This is a genomic window from Burkholderia sp. BCC1993, from assembly GCF_905339865.1.
In the GTDB taxonomy this organism is placed as follows: domain Bacteria; phylum Pseudomonadota; class Gammaproteobacteria; order Burkholderiales; family Burkholderiaceae; genus Burkholderia.
Genome location: NZ_CAJPGZ010000005.1, coordinates 22,449 through 43,937, shown reverse-complemented (window position 1 = coordinate 43,937; position 21,489 = coordinate 22,449). Strand labels below are relative to the sequence as shown.

General features: G+C 70.2%; 14 protein-coding genes. 7 read left to right on the top strand and 7 right to left on the bottom strand.

The genetic code is table 11. The annotated features are described in order from the left end of the window. Positions 1–147 precede the first annotated feature (147 nt). The gene (locus U4Y91_RS09280; RefSeq protein WP_321804819.1) at positions 148–1,068 is read left to right on the top strand and encodes a DMT family transporter; all 921 of its coding nucleotides are present in this window, start codon (positions 148–150) and stop codon (positions 1,066–1,068) included. Between the two features lie 107 nt (positions 1,069–1,175). Here U4Y91_RS09280 and U4Y91_RS09275 read toward each other — a convergent pair whose 3' ends face one another. After that, positions 1,176–1,388 carry a hypothetical protein gene (locus U4Y91_RS09275; protein WP_321804818.1) on the bottom strand — a complete coding sequence of 71 codons (213 nt, stop codon included), beginning with the start codon at positions 1,386–1,388 and terminating at the stop codon, positions 1,176–1,178. A gap of 137 nt (positions 1,389–1,525) precedes the next feature. Here U4Y91_RS09275 and U4Y91_RS09270 point away from each other — a divergent pair, with 137 nt between their 5' ends. Further along, on the top strand, positions 1,526–2,806 hold the full coding sequence (locus tag U4Y91_RS09270; RefSeq protein ID WP_321804817.1) for an EAL domain-containing protein: 1,281 nt from the start codon (positions 1,526–1,528) through the stop codon (positions 2,804–2,806). Between the two features lie 52 nt (positions 2,807–2,858). Here the strand turns inward: U4Y91_RS09270 and arfB are convergent, their stop codons facing one another. Genes arfB through recC form a run of 4 tightly spaced genes read right to left on the bottom strand, consistent with a single transcriptional unit; the run spans position 2,859 to position 12,593 of the window. Further along, positions 2,859–3,263, bottom strand: a complete 405-nt coding sequence (gene arfB, locus U4Y91_RS09265) for an alternative ribosome rescue aminoacyl-tRNA hydrolase ArfB (protein WP_063548829.1) — start codon at positions 3,261–3,263, stop codon at positions 2,859–2,861. Continuing rightward, complete coding sequence (locus U4Y91_RS09260) at positions 3,260–5,557, bottom strand: AAA family ATPase (protein ID WP_321804816.1); 2,298 nt, start codon at positions 5,555–5,557, stop codon at positions 3,260–3,262. Before U4Y91_RS09260 ends, arfB begins: the two co-directional genes overlap by 4 nt. Further along, the gene (recB, locus tag U4Y91_RS09255; protein WP_321804815.1) at positions 5,554–9,258 is read right to left on the bottom strand and encodes an exodeoxyribonuclease V subunit beta; all 3,705 of its coding nucleotides are present in this window, start codon (positions 9,256–9,258) and stop codon (positions 5,554–5,556) included. The genes U4Y91_RS09260 and recB overlap by 4 nt, the downstream gene beginning before the upstream one ends. Next, entirely contained in the window at positions 9,255–12,593 is a 3,339-nt protein-coding gene (recC, locus tag U4Y91_RS09250) for an exodeoxyribonuclease V subunit gamma (protein ID WP_321804814.1), read from the bottom strand. Before recC ends, recB begins: the two co-directional genes overlap by 4 nt. Positions 12,594–12,774: 181 nt before the next feature. Between recC and U4Y91_RS09245 the strand changes: the two genes are divergently transcribed. Together U4Y91_RS09245 and U4Y91_RS09240 are read left to right on the top strand one after the other, a co-directional pair. Then, the gene (locus tag U4Y91_RS09245; RefSeq protein ID WP_321804813.1) at positions 12,775–15,066 is read left to right on the top strand and encodes an FUSC family protein; all 2,292 of its coding nucleotides are present in this window, start codon (positions 12,775–12,777) and stop codon (positions 15,064–15,066) included. Positions 15,067–15,373: 307 nt separating this feature from the next. Next, a complete protein-coding gene (locus U4Y91_RS09240) occupies positions 15,374–16,741 on the top strand; it encodes an amino acid permease (RefSeq protein WP_321804812.1) in 1,368 nt (455 codons plus the stop codon). A 188-nt stretch (positions 16,742–16,929) separates the two neighbouring features. Here the strand turns inward: U4Y91_RS09240 and U4Y91_RS09235 are convergent, their stop codons facing one another. Beyond that, the gene (locus U4Y91_RS09235; protein ID WP_321804811.1) at positions 16,930–17,091 is read right to left on the bottom strand and encodes a hypothetical protein; all 162 of its coding nucleotides are present in this window, start codon (positions 17,089–17,091) and stop codon (positions 16,930–16,932) included. A 243-nt stretch (positions 17,092–17,334) separates the two neighbouring features. Between U4Y91_RS09235 and U4Y91_RS09230 the strand changes: the two genes are divergently transcribed. From U4Y91_RS09230 to U4Y91_RS09220, 3 genes are read left to right on the top strand one after another with little or no spacing between them, the layout of a single operon-like run. Then, positions 17,335–18,375, top strand: coding sequence for a Fe(3+) ABC transporter substrate-binding protein (locus tag U4Y91_RS09230; RefSeq protein WP_321801323.1), 1,041 nt, complete (start codon positions 17,335–17,337; stop codon positions 18,373–18,375). Beyond that, positions 18,365–20,041, top strand: a complete 1,677-nt coding sequence (locus U4Y91_RS09225; protein ID WP_321804810.1) for an iron ABC transporter permease — start codon at positions 18,365–18,367, stop codon at positions 20,039–20,041. The genes U4Y91_RS09230 and U4Y91_RS09225 overlap by 11 nt, the downstream gene beginning before the upstream one ends. Positions 20,042–20,045: 4 nt before the next feature. After that, positions 20,046–20,819 carry an ABC transporter ATP-binding protein gene (locus U4Y91_RS09220; protein WP_321804809.1) on the top strand — a complete coding sequence of 258 codons (774 nt, stop codon included), beginning with the start codon at positions 20,046–20,048 and terminating at the stop codon, positions 20,817–20,819. Between the two features lie 112 nt (positions 20,820–20,931). Here the strand turns inward: U4Y91_RS09220 and U4Y91_RS09215 are convergent, their stop codons facing one another. Next, the gene (locus tag U4Y91_RS09215; protein WP_011351482.1) at positions 20,932–21,402 is read right to left on the bottom strand and encodes an Lrp/AsnC family transcriptional regulator; all 471 of its coding nucleotides are present in this window, start codon (positions 21,400–21,402) and stop codon (positions 20,932–20,934) included. Positions 21,403–21,489 lie beyond the last annotated feature (87 nt).

Sequence of the window (21,489 nt, the reverse complement as noted above, 5' to 3'; positions counted from 1 at the left end):
ATCCGCAGCCGGTCGCCCGCAGCCGGTCGCCCCGAGCCGGCGACCGGCGACATTCCCGTTTCTTGCCGTTTCATCCGATCGTGAAACGACGGCGCGGTAACGCGGTGTAAGATCCTTTGCATCCCGTCCCCTCGCCCGCCACGCTCGATGTCGCCCAAGAACGCCTTTCTGCTGACCGTCCTCGCCGCCCTGTGGGGCGCGTCGTTCCTGTTCATCCGGGTCGGTGTCGCCGACTTCGGTGTCGCGCCGCTGATGGCGCTGCGCGTGGGTATCGGCGCGCTGTTTCTCACCGGCTTCGCGCTGACGCGCTTCAAGCCCGCCGAGCTCGGCGCGCAGCTGCGCCGTCGCGCATGGCCGTTGTTCGTCGTCGGCGCGCTGAACTCGGGCATCCCGTTCTGCCTGTTCGCGTTCGCCGAGCTGACGCTGTCGGCCGGCGTGACGTCGGTGATCAACGCGACGACGCCGCTGTGGGGCGCGCTCGTCGCCTACCTCTGGCTGAAGGACAAGCTGTCGCTGCCGCGCGCACTCGGCCTCGTGATCGGCTTTGCCGGCGTGCTCACGCTCGTGTGGGACCAGGTCGCCAACGCACACGGCAGCGCCAGCGCGACCGCGCTGGCCGCCGCCGCCGCGCTCGGCGCGACGCTGCTGTACGGCATCGCGGCCAACTACACGAAGCGCACGCTCAGCGGCGTCGACCCGCTCGTCAATGCGACCGGCAGCATGATCGGCTCGACCGTCCTGCTGTTGCCGTTCGCGATCGCGACCTGGCCCGCGGCTGCCGTCAGCGCGCATGCGTGGGGCGCCGTGCTCGCGCTCGGCATCGCGTGCACGGGCATCGCGTATTTCATCTTCTTCTACCTGATCGCGCATGTCGGCCCGGCCCGCGCGATTACGGTGACGTTCGTGATCCCGGTGTTCGGCCTGCTGTGGGGCGCGCTGTTCCTCGGCGAACGCGTATCGGTCGTGATGATCGAAGGCTGCGCGATCGTGCTCGTCGGCACCGCGCTTGCGACCGGCGTGATCAAGCGGATTCCCGGGTTGGGCCCGCGCGGCGGCGAAGCGGCCTGAGCGACGCGCAGGGCCCGCACCCTGCCGGTTGCCGGTTTCCCGCGACGCGCCGGCCACCGTTCGTCGAGCGCCGCGCATGGACCGGTGCGCGACGGCGCAGGTCGTTTTCACCTGATGCCGAAGCAGCCGCATGGCTTGCCCGTTTTTCCGTTTTCCTGATCCCCCGCATTGTTCGCGCGCAATGCACGCGGCACACGCGGCGCTGTCGCCGCGTGCACGACCGGCGGCCCTTGCGTGTCGCGCTTGCGGGCGGACAGCCCGGTCCAGGCGACGGTGTAGCGTTTGCGTCTGGAGTTACCCTGATACGCGCGCCGGGCCATTCCCGTTACACTCGTAGCACTCATCCGCAGAAGGCGGTCACGATGCACCACGTTCTTTCGCGTCCACCTGCGCGTGCGACGGCTTCTGCGTGGCGCGCACGATATCGCCCCCCCGATCGCCCCAGGGCATCGTCGACATGAAGCCCGCCCGCGACCTCTCGCTCGATTCCCTGCTCGAACGCCTGACACCGACGCCCAGCGGCTGGATCGCCACGTATCGCGACACGACGCTACGCAGCGTGTTTCAACCCGTGCTGTCGATCACGCACAAGCGCGTGGTCGGCTATGAAGCGCTGCTGCGCGTCGTGGACGAGAACGGCACGCTGGCTTCGCCGGTCGCGCTGTTGGACAAGACGCGCGCCGCTGCCGACGCGCTGCTGCTCGACCGGCTCGCCCGCTGCCTGCATACGGCCAACTTCGTCGCGCAGGGCATCGGCGACGGCTGGCTGTTCCTCAACGTGACGCCACGCGTGCTCGATTCGGGCCTCGTGCAGCGCGAATTCGTCGAGGCGCTGTGCCGTCATTTCGCGCTGCCGCCGAACCGCATCGTGCTGGAAGTCGTCGAGCAGCCGTCGCGCGACGAAGCCGCACTCGCCCGCACGATCGACATGATCCAGCATCGCGACTTCCTGATCGCGATCGACGATTTCGGCACCGGATTCTCGAATTTCGATCGCGTGTGGCGCGCGCGACCCGATATCGTCAAGCTCGATCGCTCGCTCGTCGAGCGCGCGAACGCGTCGGCCGACGATCGCCGCATCATGCATCACCTGGTATCGATGCTTCACCAGGCCGGCGCGATGGTGCTCGCGGAGGGTGTCGAAAGCGACGACGCGCTGCAGACGCTGATGGAAGCCGATATCGATTTCGTCCAGGGCTTCCAGTTCGGCCAGCCCGATGCGTCGATCGCGCACGCGAGCGCCGCGGCGCCCGCGATGCTCGACGCCGCGTGGCAACGCTTCATCGCGCGCCGGCATACACCGGCGATCGCCGAGCAACCGGGCTTCGATGCGATCGAGCGGCTCGTGCTCGCCGGCGCGGCTGCCTTCTCCGCGAGCGGCAACCTGCAGGACGCCGCGCAACGCGTATTCGCGGTGCCGGCCGCGCGCCGCGTGTTCGTCACGGACGAGATCGGCGAACAGTTCCTGCCGTCGATCGGCGCGCGCCCCGAGGATGGCCAGGCGAGCGGCACGCGGCTCGCACCGTTGTTCCCGGAGACGCACAGCAACTGGTCGCGGCGCCCGTACTTCCAGCGCGCGATCGCGGCGCCGGGGCGCGTCGCGCTGATGGGCCCGCACTTCTCGCTGACCGAAGGCCGCGACTGCTACACGGCGGCCGTCGCGATTCGCGCGCAAAGCCGCCTCGTCGTGTTCTGCGTCGACTTCGTGCTCGACAGCGCGGGCACCGTGATGCGCTAACGGGCGCGGCGGTGCCCGCCATGCCGGCCGGGTCGGCCGGGTCAGCCTTCCGTCAGTCGATCACCTTCCCTCTTCCGGATTTCACCACGCTGCGGCGCGACTTGTGTTCGAGCCGCCGCTCCTTCGATGCGCGCGTCGGCCGTGTCGCCACGCGCGCGCGCGGCGTGAACGCGACGCTGCCGATCAACGCATCGAGCCGCGCGAGCGCTGCGTCGCGGTTTTTCTCTTGGGTGCGGTATTCCTGCGACTTGATCACGACGATGCCGTCGCGCGTGATGCGCTGGTCGGACAGCGCGAGCAGCCGCTCCTTGATGACGGGCGGCAGCGACGACGCGCGGATGTCGAAGCGCAGGTGAATCGCGCTCGATACTTTGTTGACGTTCTGGCCGCCCGCGCCCTGCGCGCGCACGGCGGTCCATTCGACTTCGGCCGGATCGAGCGTGTAGCGGATCATCATTGCGACGTCTCCTTGCGGCGCCGCGCGAGCGCCTCGTCGACGCGGGTCGCCAGGCCCGAATCGCGTTGCGTGCGCGTCGCGACCGCCTGCGCCAGCACACGCCGCGGGCCGATCACCTGCACGCGCGTACGCGCGCGCGTGACGGCCGTATAGACGAGTTCGCGCGTGAGCACGCGGCTGAACGACGCCGGCAGCACGAGCGCGGCCTCGTCGAATTCGGAGCCTTGCGATTTGTGGACGGTCAGCGCGAACGCCGTTTCGTGCGGCGGCAGCGCTGCTGGCGACACGGCGCGCGCGGTGCCGTCCGCGCGGCGGAACCACACGCGCAGCACGCCGTGCGCGTCCGGCAGCGCGATGCCGATGTCACCGTTGAACAGCCCGAGCGCATAGTCGTTGCGCGTCACCATGATCGGCCGCCCGGTGAACCAGTGTGCGCCGACCGCGAGCGGCACGCGCGCGGCATGTCGCACATGCGTGGCCACCAGCGCATTGACGTGCTCGGCGCCGCGCGAGCCCGTGCGCGTCGCGCACAGGATCCGGAAGCGGTTGAGCGCATCGAACAACGGCAACGGGTCGGGCACCGGCTCGGACAACGCGGCGCGCAACGCATCGAGGTAGGCGCCAAACCGGCGCGCGAGCCGCTCGACCGTCGACGCCGCAAGCGTGTCGCCCGCGTCGTCATGAAACGACGCGGCCGCGGCATCGTCCGTCGGCAACGCGTCGAGCGTGCCCTGCACGTCGCCGCGGCGGATCGCGAGCGACAGGCGGCCGATCGCCGAATCGAGACCGAAGCGGTAATTGCGTTCGAGCCACACGACGCAGTCTGCGAGCGGTGCGGGTGCGGGGGAAGCGGCGGCAACGCCGTCGTCGGCGCGCGTTGCAACGGTCGACGCCCATGCCGGATCGCCCGCAGCGGCCGGATCGAACGGCGTGAGCTCGACCGCGTCGAGCCACGCGAGTTCGTCGGCCTCGATCCATGCAGGATCGGTGGCCGCCGAGGTGCGATCGGTGTCGGTCGATGCAAGCGCCGCAGGCGGCAACGAAGCCGCGGGTGGCGCGGCATCAGCCGGCGAAACCGCTTCAGCCTGCGGCTCGTCGTCGAACAGCGACGCCTGGCGCGTATCCACGTTCCGCCGCGCCGACGCCTTGCGCGCAGCAGCAGCCGATGACGGAACGGATGCCGGCGCTGGAATTGGCGCGGCAACCGCCCCCGCCGCCTCGCCGTCCGGCACCGGCAACGCCGCGACGAACGCCGCTTCGTCGATCCCGAGCGCGTCCGCGATGCGCGTGCGCGCCGTGGCGGTAAACGTCGGCCGTGCGCTGAGTTCGGCGAACACGGCGCCGGCTTCGACCGCGGCAAGCTGATCCTTGTCGCCGAGCAACACGAGTCGTGCGCCGGGCGCGAGCGCATCGAGCAGATGCGCGGCGAGCGCGACGTCGATCATCGACGCCTCGTCGACCACGATCAGGTCGTACGGCAACGGATTGTCGCGATGATGGCGGAAGCCCGCCGCTCCGCCGCCGCCCAGCAGGCGGTGCAACGTGTACGACGTGTCCGGCAGGCGCGCGGCAAGTTCCGGCGGCAGGTCGCCCGCCCGCGCGTGCAGCGCTTCCTGCATCCGCTGCGCAGCCTTGCCGGTCGGTGCCGCCAGCGCGATGCGCAACCCCGGATGCGCGTCGAGCAGACAAGCCAGCACGCCGACGACGGTCGTCGTCTTGCCGGTGCCGGGGCCGCCGCTGACGATCGTCACGCGTCCCGTCAGCGCAACGATCGCCGCGACGCGCTGCCAGTCCACCTCGCCCGTCGCGGGCCCGAAGTAACGCGCGAGACTGTCGCGCAACCGGTCCGGCGACAGCGCGTCGCCCGGCGCGGCGACGCCGGCCTGCGCGACGAGCGCATCGGCGAGCCGACGTTCGTAGTCGAAATAGCGCGCCAGATACAGATGGTCGTGCCGGTCGACGATCAGCGGCCGCTCGTCGCCGCGCGCGAGCGTGCCGAACGCCACCACGCCGCTCGCGGCAAGCGCCGCGCGCACGTCGTCGACCGGTTCCTCGTAGCGCTGCGCGAGCGCGCCGAGCGACACGCACACGTGACCGCCCGCGGTCGCCCGGCTCGTCGCGAACGCGGCGCGCGCCGCCCAGCGCGCGGCCGCGGCCGGCGCATCCGCGCGGCGCGACAGGTCGCCGATGCGCCGCGCGAACCCTTCCGCGAGCGCGATGCCGAAATCCGCGGGCTCGGGCAGGCGCGCGACGAGGCCACCGGTGAATTCGAGCGTATCGTCGGTGACGTTCATGCGCGGCCCCCTTCCATCATCCGGTCGAGCGCGTCGACGAGTTCGCGCGCGGGCCGCCGCGCATGCACGCCGGCCGGTTCGCCGCCGCTGCGCCAGCCGGGCCGCACGCCGCGCACGAACAGGTACAGGTAGCCCGCCATGTGCGTGTCGTAGTCGTAGTCGGGCAGCCGCCCGCGCAGATAGCGATGCAGCGCGACCGTATAGAGCAGTGCCTGCAGGTGATACGCGTGATCGGCCATCGCGACGTCGAGCGCGCGCGGGCCATAGGCATCCGGCGTATTGCCGAGGTGGTTCGACTTCCAGTCGACGATCCAGAAGCGGCCGTCGTGTTCGACGATCATGTCGATGAAACCCTTGATGAAACCGGCGAGCATGCCCGCGTCCAGCGCAACGTCCGGATAGCCGTGCGCGACCAGCAACCTGCGCAGCGCGCCCAGCTCGAGCGACGGCGCCGGGAACAGGAAACCCATTTCGTCGAGCCGCCTGGCGGGATCGAGATCCGCAAGCCGCATGCCCGGCACGAGCTCCGTGCGCACGACATCGCCGACGAGCCGCGCCATCATCGCCGGCAGGCGCGTCGCGAGTTCGGGCTCGGCCTCGACCGGCCGGTCATGCAGCGCGCCGAGCGCCGCCCGGTGCCACGAATCGGGCTCGGTGAACCGGCTGAGTTCGAACAGGCGGTGCAGGCATTCTCCGGCTGCCGCACCGCGCGGAAACACGAGGATGTCGTCGTCCGGCGGCTCGAGCGCAGCCGTGTCGGCCACGGCGAACGCGCCGTCCGGCGCCACGGCGGCAAGCGCATCGTGATCGGGCCGCAGCTCCTCGTCCGGCACGACCGCGACGCCTGCTTCCTCGCGTGCCATCGACGCGGTCAGCGAACTGAAGCTCGCCATCCGCCACGCGTCGCGCAATACGCGCGTCGCATGACGTGCCGCGAGCGTCTGCGATGCATCGTGCCCGGCCGCGAGCCGCTCACGGCGCGCCGGCACCGGCAACGGTGCAACGCTCACGGGCCCGCTCGCGAGTGCGTGCCACGCCGCGTCGAGCGCCGCTTCGTCGGGCGGCTCGTCGAGCCACGCGTCGAACGACTGGCCGGCGCCGGCCACGAGCCAGTTCAGCACGCTGCGCCGCGCCTCGCGGGTCGAGCGCGACGACAGATAAGGCCCGGCGACGAGATAGCACCGGTAGACCGCGCGCGTGAGCGCCACGTAGACGAGCCGCGCGCGTTCTGCCGCCTGTTCGCGCAGCGCCTGGCGCGCGGCATGCTCGGCGGCTTCGTCGTCGCACCCGTAATGCAGCACGGCGTCGCCCGCGTCGTCGTGATACTCGCGGGCGTCGGGCAGCGCCGACGCGGGCGGCTCGCGCAGCCCGCCGTCGTTCAGGAACGGACAGAACACGACCGCGTATTCGAGGCCCTTCGACTTGTGCACGGTCACGATCTGCACGAGGTTGCGATCGGATTCGAGACGCAACTGGGCCTCCTCGCCGCCGCCGTCGAGCCGTTGCGCGGCGAGCCAGCGCAGCGTCGGCGCGATGCCCGGCTGCGCGGACGCGCGCGCCTGCGTCAGCTCGGCCAGATGGTTGATGTCGGTCACGCGGCGTTCGCCGTCCGCGCCGGCCATCAGCCGCTCGGCGATCCGCAGTTCGCGCGTGAACGTGCGCCACATCACCGCGAAGCCGCGTTCGCGCCACAGCAGCCGATAGCGCGAGAAGCGCTCGACCCAGCTCATCGCGTCCGCACTGTCGTCAGCTTCGCGCGACGCGTCGCCGTCGCCCTGCTCCATTCGCCACAGCGCACCCGCATCGAGGCCGAACCAGTCGGCCGCCAGCGCCGCGCGCAGGCGCCGCAGGTCGCCCGGCGCATCGATCGCCGCCAGCACGCGCTCGAGCTGCTCCGCGTCGCCGGTCGAAAACACCGACGCCTGCGCAAGCTCGACGCTGCCGATGCCCCACGTGGCGAGCACGCGCTTCACGAGGCTGCCCTGCCGGTGCGTCTGCACCAGCACCGCGATGTCGCCCGGCGACAGCGGCGTACGCCCGAGCCGCACGTGCCCTTCGCGCGCGCCGCGCATCAGCCGGGCAATCTCGGCCGCGCACGCCTGGGCGGCCTGTGCCTGTGCGTCGCGCTTGAGCAGCGTCCCGTCGCCGCCCGGCAGCGCCCAGATCCGGAAATCGCCGGCCGGGCCCGGATCGGTGCCGTCGACGAACGGTGCACGCACGCGCGTGCCGGCCCGCACCGCGTAATAGTCGAGCCCGTCGAGCACGAACGCGCGCGGGTTCGACATGAAGAAGCGGTTGCACGCAGCGACGATCGCCGGCGTCGAGCGCTGGTTGACCGCGAGCGTGTAGCACGCGCTCGCGCTTGCTCGCGCGGCGAGATACGTATGCAGATCCGCCGCACGGAAGCTGTAGATGGCCTGCTTCGGATCGCCGACGAGAAAGAGCGGGCCGCCCGGCGCGAAGATCCGGTCGAAGATCGCGAACTGCAGCGGGTCGGTATCCTGGAATTCGTCGATCAGCGCGGCCGGATAGCGCGCGCGCAGCGTCTCGGCGAGCCACGGATGCGCATGCAGCGCGTGATACAGGTGCGCGAGCAGGTCGTCGAACGACACGACGCGGCGAGTGCGCTTGCGTTCGGCCAGCGCGCCCGGCGCGGTGTCGAGCCAGTCGGCGATCAGCGCGAGCCAGCGTGCGCGCTGCGCGGCCTCGGCCGCAGCCACGGCCGCTTCGAGCGCGTCGGCCACGTCGAAGAACGGGTGCTCGGGGGTCGCGCCGCCCTTTTTCGTCGCCTTTGCGAGCGCGGTGCGCGTGAGCTTGAGCGCCGCCTTCGGCAGAGCGGCCGCAGCATTGCCCTGCGCGAAATGCGCAGACCACGCTGCGAGCGCATCGGCGAGCGCGTCGGGCTTGTGCGAACGCTGGTTCAGCGCGGGCTGGGCGGTGCGCAGCAACGCGTCGATCGAATCGCGCTCGCCGGCCCACATCCGCGCGGCTTCCGCAAAGCATTCGGCGGCAGCGGCCTCCGCCGATTCGTCCGGTTCGACGACGCCGTCCCAGCGCAGCGCGGCGAGCGGCTTCTTCAGCCGCCGCGCGAGCTGCGCGTCGAGCGCGGCCGGGCCCGCGCCCGAATCGACGAGCCACGTCGCGAAGCCGGGCCAGCGCGCGGCCATCGGTTCGACGCGCGTGCGCCAGAAGTCCGCCGCAAGCTCGAAGCGCAGCGCCGCATCGTCGGCCTGCATGTCGAACGCGAACGGCATCGCGGCCGCGAACGGCGCTTCCTGCAGCGCACGCTGGCAGAACGCGTGGATCGTGTGGATCGCCGCCTGGTCGAATGCGCGCAACGCACGCCGGATCCGCTTGGCGGCAGTCTCGGGGTCGAGCGCGCCGGCTTCGCCGAGCGTCGTCTCGAGCAGGCGCGCGACGAACGGATCGCCGCCATCGTCACCGGTATCGAGCGCGTGCGCAAGCTGCGCCAGCCGCCCGCGGATCCGCTCGTGCAATTCGGCCGTCGCCGCCTTCGTGAAGGTCACGACGAGGATTTCGTCCGCGCCGAGGTCTTTCTCCAGCAACAGGCGCACGTAAAGCGCGCAAATGTTCCAGGTCTTGCCGGTGCCGGCCGACGCCTCGATCTGGTTGACGCCGTCGAGCGGGCACGCGAACACGTCGAGTTCGAGCGCCGCCTGCGGCTGGGATGCGGCGCTCATGCGACCTCCTTCAGGTGTTCCAGCATCGGCTCGAACACGAGCCGCGCGAGCGTGCCGAACGGCTCGTCGAGCGACGGATGCGCGCCGCGCCATGCGATCGCGATGGCCGGATCGTCGGCTTCGCTCACCACGCGCTCGTTGATCCACACGCTCGCGGCCTTCGCCTCGCCGTCGGACACGCACGCCCATGCGCTGCGCGGGAAGAACCGCAGCGGCATGCGCCGCCCCGCGCGAAACAGCGCGACGAGCGGCGCGAGGCGCTCGAGCGGCGCCGCGACCGGCGTGAGCTCGAAGGCACCGCCGCTGCCGAACCACAGCGTGCGGCGCGGACCGTCGGGCTCCACCGCGCAGTAGACGAGGTGCGCGAGCCACGCGGACAGGTAGTCACGCGCGCTCGGCCGTGCGTAGCGATAGATGATCTGGCCGGCCGGCGTCAGCCGGTTCAGCGTACCGTGCAGCTCGAGTGGCGCACTCACCGCATCGACTGACAGCATCGCGTCATCGGCGCCGAACAGCGCCTGGTCGGTGTCGGGCCATGCGGGCGCGATCGCGAGCGTGAACGGCCGCCGTTCCATGCCGTCGGCCAGCGCACGCCGCACGTTCGACGCAAGCTGCGTCATCGAGCCGAGCGCCTGGTCGCGCCAGACGGCGCCCGTCGCGCCGCCCGGCAATTCCGGGCTGGCGTCCGCGATGCGCAGCGCATGATCGTGCACGCCCCCTTCGTCCGATTCGATCAGGAGCGGCAGCACGCGCTCGGCGAGCGCGTCGCTGCCCGCGAAGTCGAGTGCGAACGGCTCCGTGTCGAGCAGTTCGGCCTGCGCGTCGGACAGCACGATGCCGAGCCGCGCGCGCAGCAGCGCGCGGGCCGGATGCCGCCAGAAGCGTTCGAATTCGCTGAACGCGACAGGCTCGACCGGCTCGGCCGGCAGCGGCTGCGCGAAGAACGGCGGCTCGCGCGTCGCGTCGCGCGCGGCTTCGGCTGCCAGCAGCGACGCGAGTGTCGCGCGCTCGGCGTCGTACGAAGCCAGTTCGCTGCCGGGCCGGAAATACTCGGCCGCGAACGGTTGCAGCGGATGTTCGACGATGAACGCGCGCCGCGCGGCATCGACCGCGTCCGGCGCGGCGTCCGCGCCGGCCGTGACGAGCGCGAGATGGTCGAGCAGTTCGTCGACGAGCGCCGCGGGCGGCAACGGCGCGTTGTCGCGAATGCTGCGCCCCGTATAGGCAATCAGCAGCCGGTCGCGCGCGGCGAGCAGCAGGTCGAGCAACAGGTTGCGCTCGTCGTCGCGGCGCTGCCGGTCGCCGAGCTTCGGCAACACGGCCATCAGGTCGAACTCGTCCGCGCGGGCGAGGCTCGGCAGCACGCCGTCGTCCATCCCGAGCAGGCACACGACGCGGTACGGCAGCCCGCGCAAGCTCGTCAGCGACGAGAACGTGACGCCGCCCCACGGCACCCCGCCGCGCGCCGGATCGTCGAGCGCGGCGGCCAGCCCCGCGCGCACGACGGCCGCGGGCAAGGCCTCGTCGGGCGCGCCTTCCGTCATCGCGGCGAGCATCGCGTCGAGCGCGTCGCGCACGCCCGAGAGCGCATCGGCATACGCGGCGCCGGAGTCGAAGAACCGTGCGAGCGTGTCGGCGAACAGTTCGCTCCATGCGCGCGGCGGGTGTGCGTCGGCGAGCCGTCGCGAGAAGCCGTCGAGATCGTCCGTGAAGCGCGCGAGCCGGCCGAGCAGTTCGGCCTCGCTGCCGGTGGCCGCCTCGATCGGCAGCCACGCGCCGACCGGTGCCGCGCCTTCGGGCATCGCATAGCCGAGGAACAGCCGCGCGAGCGCATCGGAAAACGTATGGCGCGGCGCAGGCACCGCCGCATCGTCGCTCGCCGTCGGCGACAGCCCGCGCCGCGCGCCGGCGGCCGCGAGCCAGGTCTGCACCGTCTCGAGCGCGGCCGCGTCGATGCCGTAACGGGCCGCCACCGCGTCGACGCGCAGCCATTCGACCAGCTCCGGCGCGCCGACCTGCCGTTCCGGCAACGCGAGCCATTCGAGCAGCACGCGCGCGACCGGGTTCGCCTGCGACGGCGGCAGGCCGGTGATCCGGTAAGGCACGCGCGCGCCGCCAGCGCCCGCCGTGCCGAACACGGCATCGATCAGCGGCCCGGCCGCCGCGAGATCGGCGACCGCCACCAGCACATCGGACGGCTGCAGCGTCGCGTCCGCATCGAACCACGCGAGCAGGCGGTCATGCAGCACCTCGAGCTGGCGCGCGAGGCTGTGGCACACGTGCACCTCGATCCCGCGCTCGACCGGCGCTTCGCCGAGCGCGGCCTCCGGCTGCAGGTCGAGGATCGCGTTCTGCACGCGCGCAAGCCAGGTCGGCGCGGGATTCCCGACGAAACGCGACGCATCGCCTGACGCGGCGCTTTCAGTCAGTTCGTGCAACATGTGCAGCTGCGCCTGTGTCTGCCGGCCCCACTCGGCGAGCAGCGGATGGCCGACTTCCTGGTAGTCGAGCCGGCCGGCCGCGTCGAGCGCCTCGGCATGCGCGGCGGTGACGATGTCGAACCAGAATTCGCGGCACGGATTGAGCGCATAGACGCGCACGTCGATCCAGCGCGACAGCTCGCGCAGCAGCGCGACGTGCAGCGGCGGCATCGTCGGCAGCGCGAACACGCTGACCGATTCAGGCCAGTCGGCACGCGGGACGGTTTCGGGATCGAGGTTGCGCGCCTCCACGAGGAAGCGATGCGCGGGCGGCGTGCCGCTGTCGCTCAGCTCCGCGAGCAGCGCGCGCCACAATGCGGCCTGCCAGCGCTCGTCGTCGCGTGCGGCGTCGCTGATCCCGCGCGGCGCGGCGTCGCCCGCGAGCACCGATTCGCCGGCCTGCCACGCGGCCAGCCATTCCGGTCGGTAAGTCAGGTAATGATCGAGCACGGCCGCGACGCGCTGCGCGAGCTCGTAGCGCATTGCATCGTCGGACGCGGACAGATACGCGGCCAGCCGCGGCGACGCGAGCCACGGCGCGCCGCCCGCGCCCTGCGCGAACAGCCGGTAACAGCGCCACACGAGGCGATCGGGTGCGAACGGCGAGCGTGCCGGCACCGTCAGCACGCGGCCGATCTGCGCCCACAGCCATTGCGCGAGATACGTGAACTCGACGTTCGCGCACACGCCGTGGCGCGCGGCGATGTCGAGTTCCAGACGGCGGCGCAGCGCCGCGCTCGGCACGATGACCTGTTGCGGCGCCCACGGGCCGTTGCGGGCCGGGAATGCGGCCAGGTCGTCGAGCAGCGCGTCGGCCAGCGTTTCGTGACGGTTCGAATAGAAGAGATGGAGCATGAAGCGGGTGTCGGAGCCTCGCGCCGGACGGGCCGGGCGAACGGGAGCACCAAGGATAGCAAAAGGGCCGTCGCGATGAACCTCGTCCGAACGGCCAGGTTTTGCGGACCGCGAAATACGATAGACTCGTCGCCAGTCAATACGCCGCCCCGGGCGTCTTCGTCTGTCATTCAGCCCATCGATGCGCTATTCGGTCGAAATCAGAAAATTTTTCTACAGCCAGTACTTTTTCGGCGGCTTGCGGATCGCGGTCGGCGTATCGCTGCCGGCCGTGCTGTGCCTGATCGTGTTTCACAACCGGGAGCTCGGCTTCACGATCTCGACCGGCGCGCTCGGCGCGTGCGTCGTCGACATGCCGGGCCCGCTGAAGTACAAGCACAACGAAATGCTCGCGTGCAGCGTGATCGGCTTCCTGGCCGCGCTCGCGACCGGCCTCGCCACGCCGAACATCTTCGCGCTGTGGCTGACGATCGTGCCGCTCACGTTCGTGCTGTCGCTGATCGTCGTCTACGGCAACCGCTGGCCGCAGATCAGCTTCGCGACGCTGTTCATGATGGTGATGACGCTCGAGGAGAAGTTCACGCCGCTGCAGGCGTTCGTCAATGCCGGCTGGATTCTCGCGGGCGGCCTCTGGTACACGTACTGGGCGACGCTCGTGTCGCAATGGCAGGCGCGCCGGATCGAGCAGCAGGCGCTCGCCGAAAGCCTGTTCGCGTGCGCCGACTACCTGCTCGCGCGCGCGCGGTTCTACGATCTCGACGCCGATCTCGACGAGTGCTACCGCAATCTCGTCGCGAAGCAGATCACCGCGGTCGAAACGCAGGAAACCGCGCGCGACATCGTGTTGCGCAACCTGCCGAAGCTGCGCCGCGGCAAGCTCGATCCCGGCCGCGCGACGATGTACAACCTGTTCATCAACAGTGTCGACCTGCACGAACTGTTCGTTGGCGCACATACCGACTACCCGCTCATACGCAACACGTTCGGCGGCTCCGACCTGATCATTTTCTATCGCGACCTGATCTGCAAGGCGGCCGCCGATCTCGAGGAGATCGGCCTCGCGGTGCTCGAGAACCGCGCACCGCATTCGCGCATCAGCGTGAAGGCCGAACTGCGCGCGATCGAGTACGAGATCGAGCTGATGCGCAAGAAGAGCTTCCCGGCCACCAACGCGGAAGCCTACGCGGCCGTGCTCGCGACGTTCCGGCGCATCTGGAGCGCGACGCGCCTGATCGACCGGATGCGCCGCAACCTGTCGGGCCATGCCGACCCGCAGCAGACCGAACTGAAGATCGACAAGGCGCTCACGCGCTTCCTGCAGCGGCGCCGGATGTCGCCGCTCCTGATCTTCTCGAACCTGAACATGCGCTCGCCAAGCTTCCGCCACGCGCTGCGCGTGACGATCGCGGTCGCGGTCGGCTTCTGGCTCGGCCGGCTGCTGCCGCTCACGAACGCATACTGGATCGTGATGACGACCATCATCATCCTGAAGCCCGGCTACTCGCTCACCAAGCAGCGCAACGCGCAGCGTATCGTCGGCACGCTGATCGGCTGCGCGGCGAGCATCGCGCTGATCTACACGGTCAAGGAGCCGCACCTGCTGATCGCGATCATGTTCGGGTCGATGGTGATGAGCTACAGCCTGCTGCTGTTCAACTACGCGGCGAGCGTCGTATTCACGTCGTCTTATGTACTGCTGATGTTCCATCTGCTCGCGCCGGGCAGCATGCGGATCATCGGCGAGCGCGCGATCGACACGGTGGTCGGCTGCATGATCGCGATCGCCGCGAGCCGCCTGTTCCCGTACTGGGAATACCGGCTGATGGGCAAGCTCGTCACCGACATGCTGACGTCGACCCGCAAGTATTTCGAGGCCGTCTGGCGCGCCGGGCGCAGCGCATCGCCGCCGCCGGTGCCGGCCGCCGACGGCGCGGCGGTCGTGCCGGTCGTCGCCGCGGCGATCGAGACACCGGCCGCCACCCTCGACGACGACTACCGCTACCGCCTCGCGCGCAAGGACGTGCACATCGCGTTCGCGAACCTCGGCCAGGCGTTCCAGCGGATGATGATCGAGCCGAAGGCGCACCAGCGCTTCGTGCCCGAACTGAACGACCTGCTCGTGCAGACGCACGTGCTCGGCGCGCAGATCACCGCCGCCGCACCGCTGATCCGCAGCGCATGCGCGGCCGACGCGCACCTCGTCCACGACGATGCGCTGCGCCGCGGCCTGTCCGCCGTGCTCGAGAATCTCGAGAAGGCGGAAGCCGGCGAGCCGCCGCCGGCCGACCAGCTCGACGCGACGAAGCAGATCACGCGCGACCTCGACGCGATGGTCGTGTCCGCGGAAAAATCCGACGCGGTGGGCGCCGAGCTCACGCACGACCTGAAGGTGCTCGCGCACCAGTGCAAGCAGATGCTCGCGTCGTCGCTGCTGATCCGCAAGGACGCAAGCGTCATTCGCCTGCCCGCATGACGGCATGACGGCATGAAGTTGTCCCGCCGCCGGCCGCCCGCGCATGCAAGCGGGCCGGCAGGCGGCGCGCCCCGCTCCCGCAATACCCTTCCGACGCATGCCCCGCCCGCCCCATACAGCCCGCGCGCCCGCCGCGCGATGGCCCCATGCCCGATTCCGCCGGTTGCGCCAGTCAGGGAATACCCGATTCCGGTCACACGGCCCGGCTTGTTATCATTCGTTCACATTTAAGTTGTATAGACAACTTGAGCCATCGCGACCGGCCCCGCTCGCCCGGTCCGTCGCATAAAACGATATCGGAGACTCGATGAAAAACTTGCAGCGCCATCTGAGCGCGCGGCACATCCGCTTTCTCGCGCTGGGCTCGGCGATCGGCACCGGCCTGTTCTACGGCTCGGCGTCCGCGATCCAGCTCGCGGGCCCGGCGGTGATCCTGGCCTATATCCTGGGCGGCGCGGCCGTCTACATGGTGATGCGCGCGCTCGGCGAGATGGCCGTGCGCGAGCCCGTCGCCGGCTCGTTCGGCCACTACGCGACCGAAAACCTCGGCCCGTTCGCGGGCTTCGTCACCGGCTGGACCTACACACTCGAAATGGTGATCGTCGCGATCGCCGACATCACCGCGTTCGGCATCTACATGGGCTTCTGGTTTCCGGATGTCCCGCAATGGATCTGGGTGCTCGGCGTCGTCGCGATCATCTGCGGGCTGAACCTGTGCCACGTGAAGGTGTTCGGCGAGCTCGAATTCTGGCTGTCGATCATCAAGGTCGGCGCGATCGTCGCGATGATCGGCGGCGGCGTCGCGATCCTGCTGACCGGCATGCATTTCGGCCATTCGGCCGACGTGCCGACCTTCGCGAACCTGTGGAACCATGGCGGCTTCTTCCCGAACGGGATCGGCGGGTTGATCGCGTCGCTGTCGGTCGTGATCTTCGCGTACGGCGGCATCGAGGTGATCGGGATGAGCGCCGGCGAGGCGAAGGACCCGGAGCGCGTGATTCCGCGCGCGATCAACGCGGTGCCCGCGCGCATCCTGCTGTTCTACGTGCTGACGATGGTCGTGCTGATGTCGATCAGCCCGTGGACCGGCGTCGGCGGCGACGGCAGCCCGTTCGTGCAGATCTTCTCGGCGCTCGGCGTGAAGTCGGCCGCGACGATCCTCAACCTCGTGGTGATCAGCGCGGCGATCTCGGCGATCAACAGCGACATCTTCGGCGCGGGCCGGATGATGTTCGGGATGGCGCGGCAGGGCCAGGCGCCGCGCGTGCTGATGACGACGTCGCGGCACGGCGTGCCGTGGGTCACGGTGCTCGTGATGGCCGGCGCGCTGCTCATCGGCGTGCTGCTCAACTACCTGATGCCGAAGGACGTGTTCCTGGTGGTCGCGGCGATCGCGACGTTCGCGACCGTGTGGGTGTGGCTGATGATCCTGCTGTCGCAGGTCGCGATGCGCCGTCGCCTGTCGAGCGCGGAAGTCGCGGCGCTGAAGTTCAAGGTGCCGCTGTGGCCCGTCGCGCCCGCGCTGACGATCGCGTTCATGGGCTTCGTGATCGTGATGCTCGGCTGGTTCGAAGATACGCGTGTCGCGCTCTACGTCGGCGCGGCGTGGCTCGCGCTGCTCGCGGCCGTGTTCTACGCCCGGATCCGCCCGAAGTTTGCGCCTGCGTCACGATGACGCACGCCTGATCCTTGCATGCGGCGCGCCGGCTTCGGCGCCCGCGTCTCTCCCGGCACGGCGCGACGCCTCGCGCATCGCCCGCCGCTGCTTCTACCCTTCCCGCCGTTTCCGCGCATCGCCGGCTGCCCGACCGGGCCACGCAGCGATCATGCGCATCCGCATCCGCGTCAGCGTCAGCGTCAGCGTCAATGCGACGCAGCGCTCGCGGCCTCGGCCGGATGGGCCTCGTCGTACGCGTGCTTCTGCGAGATCGCGTTGTACGCGATCGTCCCGATGACGAACAGCACGGCCACGACGATCAGGATGCTCACGTTGCGGACAGGGTTCTTCTTGCGCTGATCGTTCATGGTCGGTGCGGCTCCGTCGAATTCGTTGAAGCCGGCATTCTACGCGCTTGCGCACCCGCTGCGACGCCCCGTCGCCGTGCCCCTCCCCGTTCCTTCCGCATCACTTTCCACCACCTTTCATTTGATAACCATTCCCATTCCGATCTAGAATCCAAAATCTTTCGCTTTGTAATGTTTCGGGTCGCTCGGGCGGCAGGCACGCCCCGGAACGCTTCCTCGTCCGCCTGCCTCATCGGAGTCTCCATGTCGAATCCGCGCACCCGCCTGCTGCCGCTCGCCGGCGCCCTCGCCCTTGCCGCCGCGTTCGCGCCGCTAGCCCACGCGGCCGAGGAAGTGAGCCTGTACACCACCCGCGAACCGAAGCTGATCCAGCCGCTGATCGACGCGTTCACGAAACAGAGCGGCGTCAAGGTCAACACGGTGTTCGTGAAGGACGGCCTGCTCGAGCGCGTGAAGGCGGAAGGCGCGCAGTCGCCGGCGGACGTGCTGATGACGGTCGACATCGGCAATCTGCTCGATCTCGTCGACGGCGGGCTCGCGCAACCGGTGCGCTCGAAGGTGCTCGACGACGCGATCCCCGCGAACCTGCGCGGCGCGCAGGGCGACTGGTACGCGCTGTCGCTGCGCGATCGCGTGCTGTACGTGGAGAAGGACCTGAAGGTCGACGCGTTCCGCTACGAGGATCTCGCCGATCCGAAATGGAAGGGCAAGGTCTGCATCCGCTCGGGGCAGCATCCGTACAACACGGCACTCGTCGCGGCGATGATCGCGCACGACGGCGAAGCCGCGACCGAAAAGTGGCTGCGCGGCGTGAAGGCGAACCTCGCGCGCAAGGCGACGGGCGGCGACCGCGACGTCGCGCGCGACATTCTCGGCGGCATCTGCGACGTCGGCCTCGCGAACGCGTACTACGTCGGTCACATGAAGAACGCGGAAGCCGGCAGCGACGCGCGCAAGTGGGGCGACGCGATCAAGGTCGTGCGGCCGACGTTCGCGAACGCGAAGAGCGGCGGCACGCACGTCAACATCAGCGGCGCGACGGTCGCGAAGCACGCGCCGCACAAGGCCAACGCGGTGAAGCTGCTCGAGTACCTCGTATCGCCGGAAGCGCAGGCGCTGTATGCGCAGGCGAACTACGAATACCCGGTGCGCGCGAACGTGAAGCTCGATCCGGTGATCGCGAGCTTCGGCACGCTGAAGGTCGACCCGCTGCCGCTGGCCGACATCGCGAAGCACCGCAAGGCGGCCAGCCAGCTCGTCGACAAGGTCGGCTTTGACAACTGATGCAGCGTTCGTCCGCGCGCGCCGCCGGCCGCTGCGGTCGCGCGCGGGCAGCCTCTGGCTGGGCGCGGCCGTCGCGATCGCCGCGGCGGTCGCCGCGCCGCTCGCGGTGCTGGTCGCCGCCGCGCTCGGCGCCGATCTCGCGCACTGGAAGCACCTCGCCGAATTCGTGCTGCCGCAGGCGCTCGCCAATACGCTGCTGCTGCTCGCGGGCGTTGGCGCGATCGTCACGGTAGTCGGTACCGGCTGCGCATGGCTCGTCACCGCATACGATTTTCCGGGCCGCCGGATGCTGACCTGGGCGCTGCTGCTGCCGCTCGCGGTGCCCACCTACATCGTCGCGTTCGCGTATCTCGACCTGCTCCACCCGATCGGCCCCGTGCAGGGCGCGATCCGCTGGCTGCTCGGCTTCGACAACCCGCGCCAGTTCCGCCTGCCCGACCTGCGCTCGCTGCCCGGCGCGATCTTCGTGCTCGGCTTCGTGCTGTATCCGTATGTGTACCTGAGCACGCGCGCGATGTTCGTCACGCAGTCCGCGAGCCTGCTCGAAGCCGCGCGCACGCTCGGCGCCGGACGCATCGCGACGTTCTGGCGCGTCGTCGTCCCGCTCGCGCGGCCCGCGATCGCGGTCGGCGTGAGCCTCGCGCTGCTCGAAACGCTGAACGACATCGGCGCGTCGGAATTCCTCGGCGTGCAGACGCTGACCGTATCGGTCTACACCACGTGGATCACGCGCTCCGATCTCGCGGGCGCCGCGCAGATCGCGCTCGCGATGCTCGCGATCGTGGTCGGCATGATCGTGCTCGAACGCCACGGGCGCCGCCGCCAGCGCTACGCGCACGGCCGGCGCATGCGTCCGCTCGCACCGCGCAAGCTGACGGGCACGGCCGCATGGAGCGCCGCCGCGCTCGGCTGGCTGCCGGTGCTGCTCGGCTTCGGCGCGCCGGCCGCGTACCTCGCGGTCGAGACCGGCAAGCGGCTGCATCTCGTCGGCGGCGTATCCGCGCAGTTGCTGACCGGGCTTGCGAATACGCTGACGATCGCCGCCGCCGCAACGGTCGCGACGCTCGCGTGCGGGCTGGTCGTCGCATGGGCGGCGCGCGCGCAGCGCGACAGCGCGCGTGCGGGCCCGGCCCGCGTGTGTGCGCGAATCGCGAGCCTCGGCTACGCGGTGCCGGGCACCGTGCTCGCGATCGGCCTGCTGATCCCGTTCGCGGCAGCCGACCGGCTGCTGGGTGCCGCGCTCGGCCGCGACGGGCTGCTGCTGATGGGGTCGGCGGCCGCGCTCGTGATCGCGTACACCGTGCGCTTTCTCGCGATCTCGGCCGGCAGCATCGAAGCCGGCCTCGCGCGCATTCCGCCGTCGCTCGAACAGGCCGCGCGCTCGCTCGGCGAGACGGCCGGCGGCACGCTGCGCCGCGTGCACCTGCCGCTGCTGCGGCCCGCGCTCACGACGAGCGCGCTGCTCGTCTTCGTCGATGCGATGAAGGAGCTGCCGGCGACGCTGCTGCTGCGTCCGCTGAATTTCGACACGCTCGCGACCTGGCTGTATGCGGAAGCCGCGCGCGGCACCTACGAGGAAGGCGCGGTCGCCGCGCTCGCGATCGTGCTGGCCGGGCTCGTGCCCGTGATCCTGCTCGCACGCACCCGTCACAAGCTCGGAGCCTGACACCGTGAACCTGCTCGAACTCGACGACCTCTGCGTCGCCTACGATACGCCGCACGGCCGCCGCACGGTGGTCGAAGGGCTGAGCCTCGCGCTGCCGCGCGGCGACATCGGCTGCCTGCTCGGCGCATCGGGCTGCGGCAAGACCACCGTGCTGCGCGCGATCGCGGGCTTCGAGCCCGTGCGCATGGGGCGCATCGTGCTGGACGGCACGCCCGTCTCGGCACCATCGCTCGACGTGCCGCCCGAGCGGCGGCGCATCGGCATGATGTTCCAGGACTATGCGCTGTTCCCGCACCTGAGCGCGGCCGACAACGTCGCGTTCGGCCTGCGGCGCATGCCGAAGGCCGAGCGGCGCGCCCGCGTCGCGGACATGCTCGAACTCGTCGGCCTCGCCGCGTCAGGCAGCGCGTATCCGCACGAACTGTCGGGCGGCCAGCAGCAGCGCGTCGCCCTCGCCCGCGCGCTCGCGCCGTCGCCGGAGCTGCTGCTGCTCGACGAGCCGTTCTCGAATCTCGACGTCGATACGCGCGAGCGGCTCGCGTTCGAGCTGCGCGACATCCTCAAGCGCACGGGTCACACCGCGATCCTCGTCACGCACAACCAGGCTGAAGCGTTCGCGATCGCCGACCGGATCGGCGTGATGAAGGACGGCCGGCTCGCGCAATGGGACACGCCCTACGCCCTCCATCACCAGCCGGCCAGCCCGTTCGTCGCGGAGTTCGTGCGCCGCGACGCGCTGGCGGACGAACGCGCACGCGCGATGGCGCGCGGCCGCTGAGCGGGCCATCACGACGACGGCGGGCCTCGGCGGCGGGGGCACGCAACCCACCCACCCACACGCACCGACGAGACGAGACGAGACGCGACGCGACTCGACGCCGTCCCGCGCGCTACGCCGGCTCGGCCAGATCGCGCACCGGCAGCGCGGTCGAATACTTGATCTGCTCCATCGCGAACGACGAACTCACGTCGAACAGCGGCACCGCGCGGATCAGTTGCTTGTACACGCGATCGTAATCGTCGATGCCGGCCACCACGACCCGCAGCAGATAGTCGGTCTCGCCGCTCATCCGGTAGACCTCGACAACTTCCGGCATGTCGCGCACGGCCTGCGTGAAACGCTGCGCCCACTCCTCGGTGTGCTGATTCGTGCGGATCGCGACAAACACGGTCGTGCCGACCCCGAGCTTGCGCGGATCGCACAGCGCGACCTGCGCGCGGATCGCGCCGGTTTCCTTGAGCCGCTGCACGCGCTTCCAGCAGGGCGTCTGCGACAGGTTCACGCGCTGTGCGAGTTCCGCGATCGGCAATGTGGCATCTGCCTGCAACAGCTCCAGCAGCTTGCGATCGATGGCATCCATTTACCCAGTCCCTCGTAGATAGAAATTTTTTCTATGCATCCTGCATGACGGGGAACAATATGGAAACCGCTGCGCGGCGTCGACCGG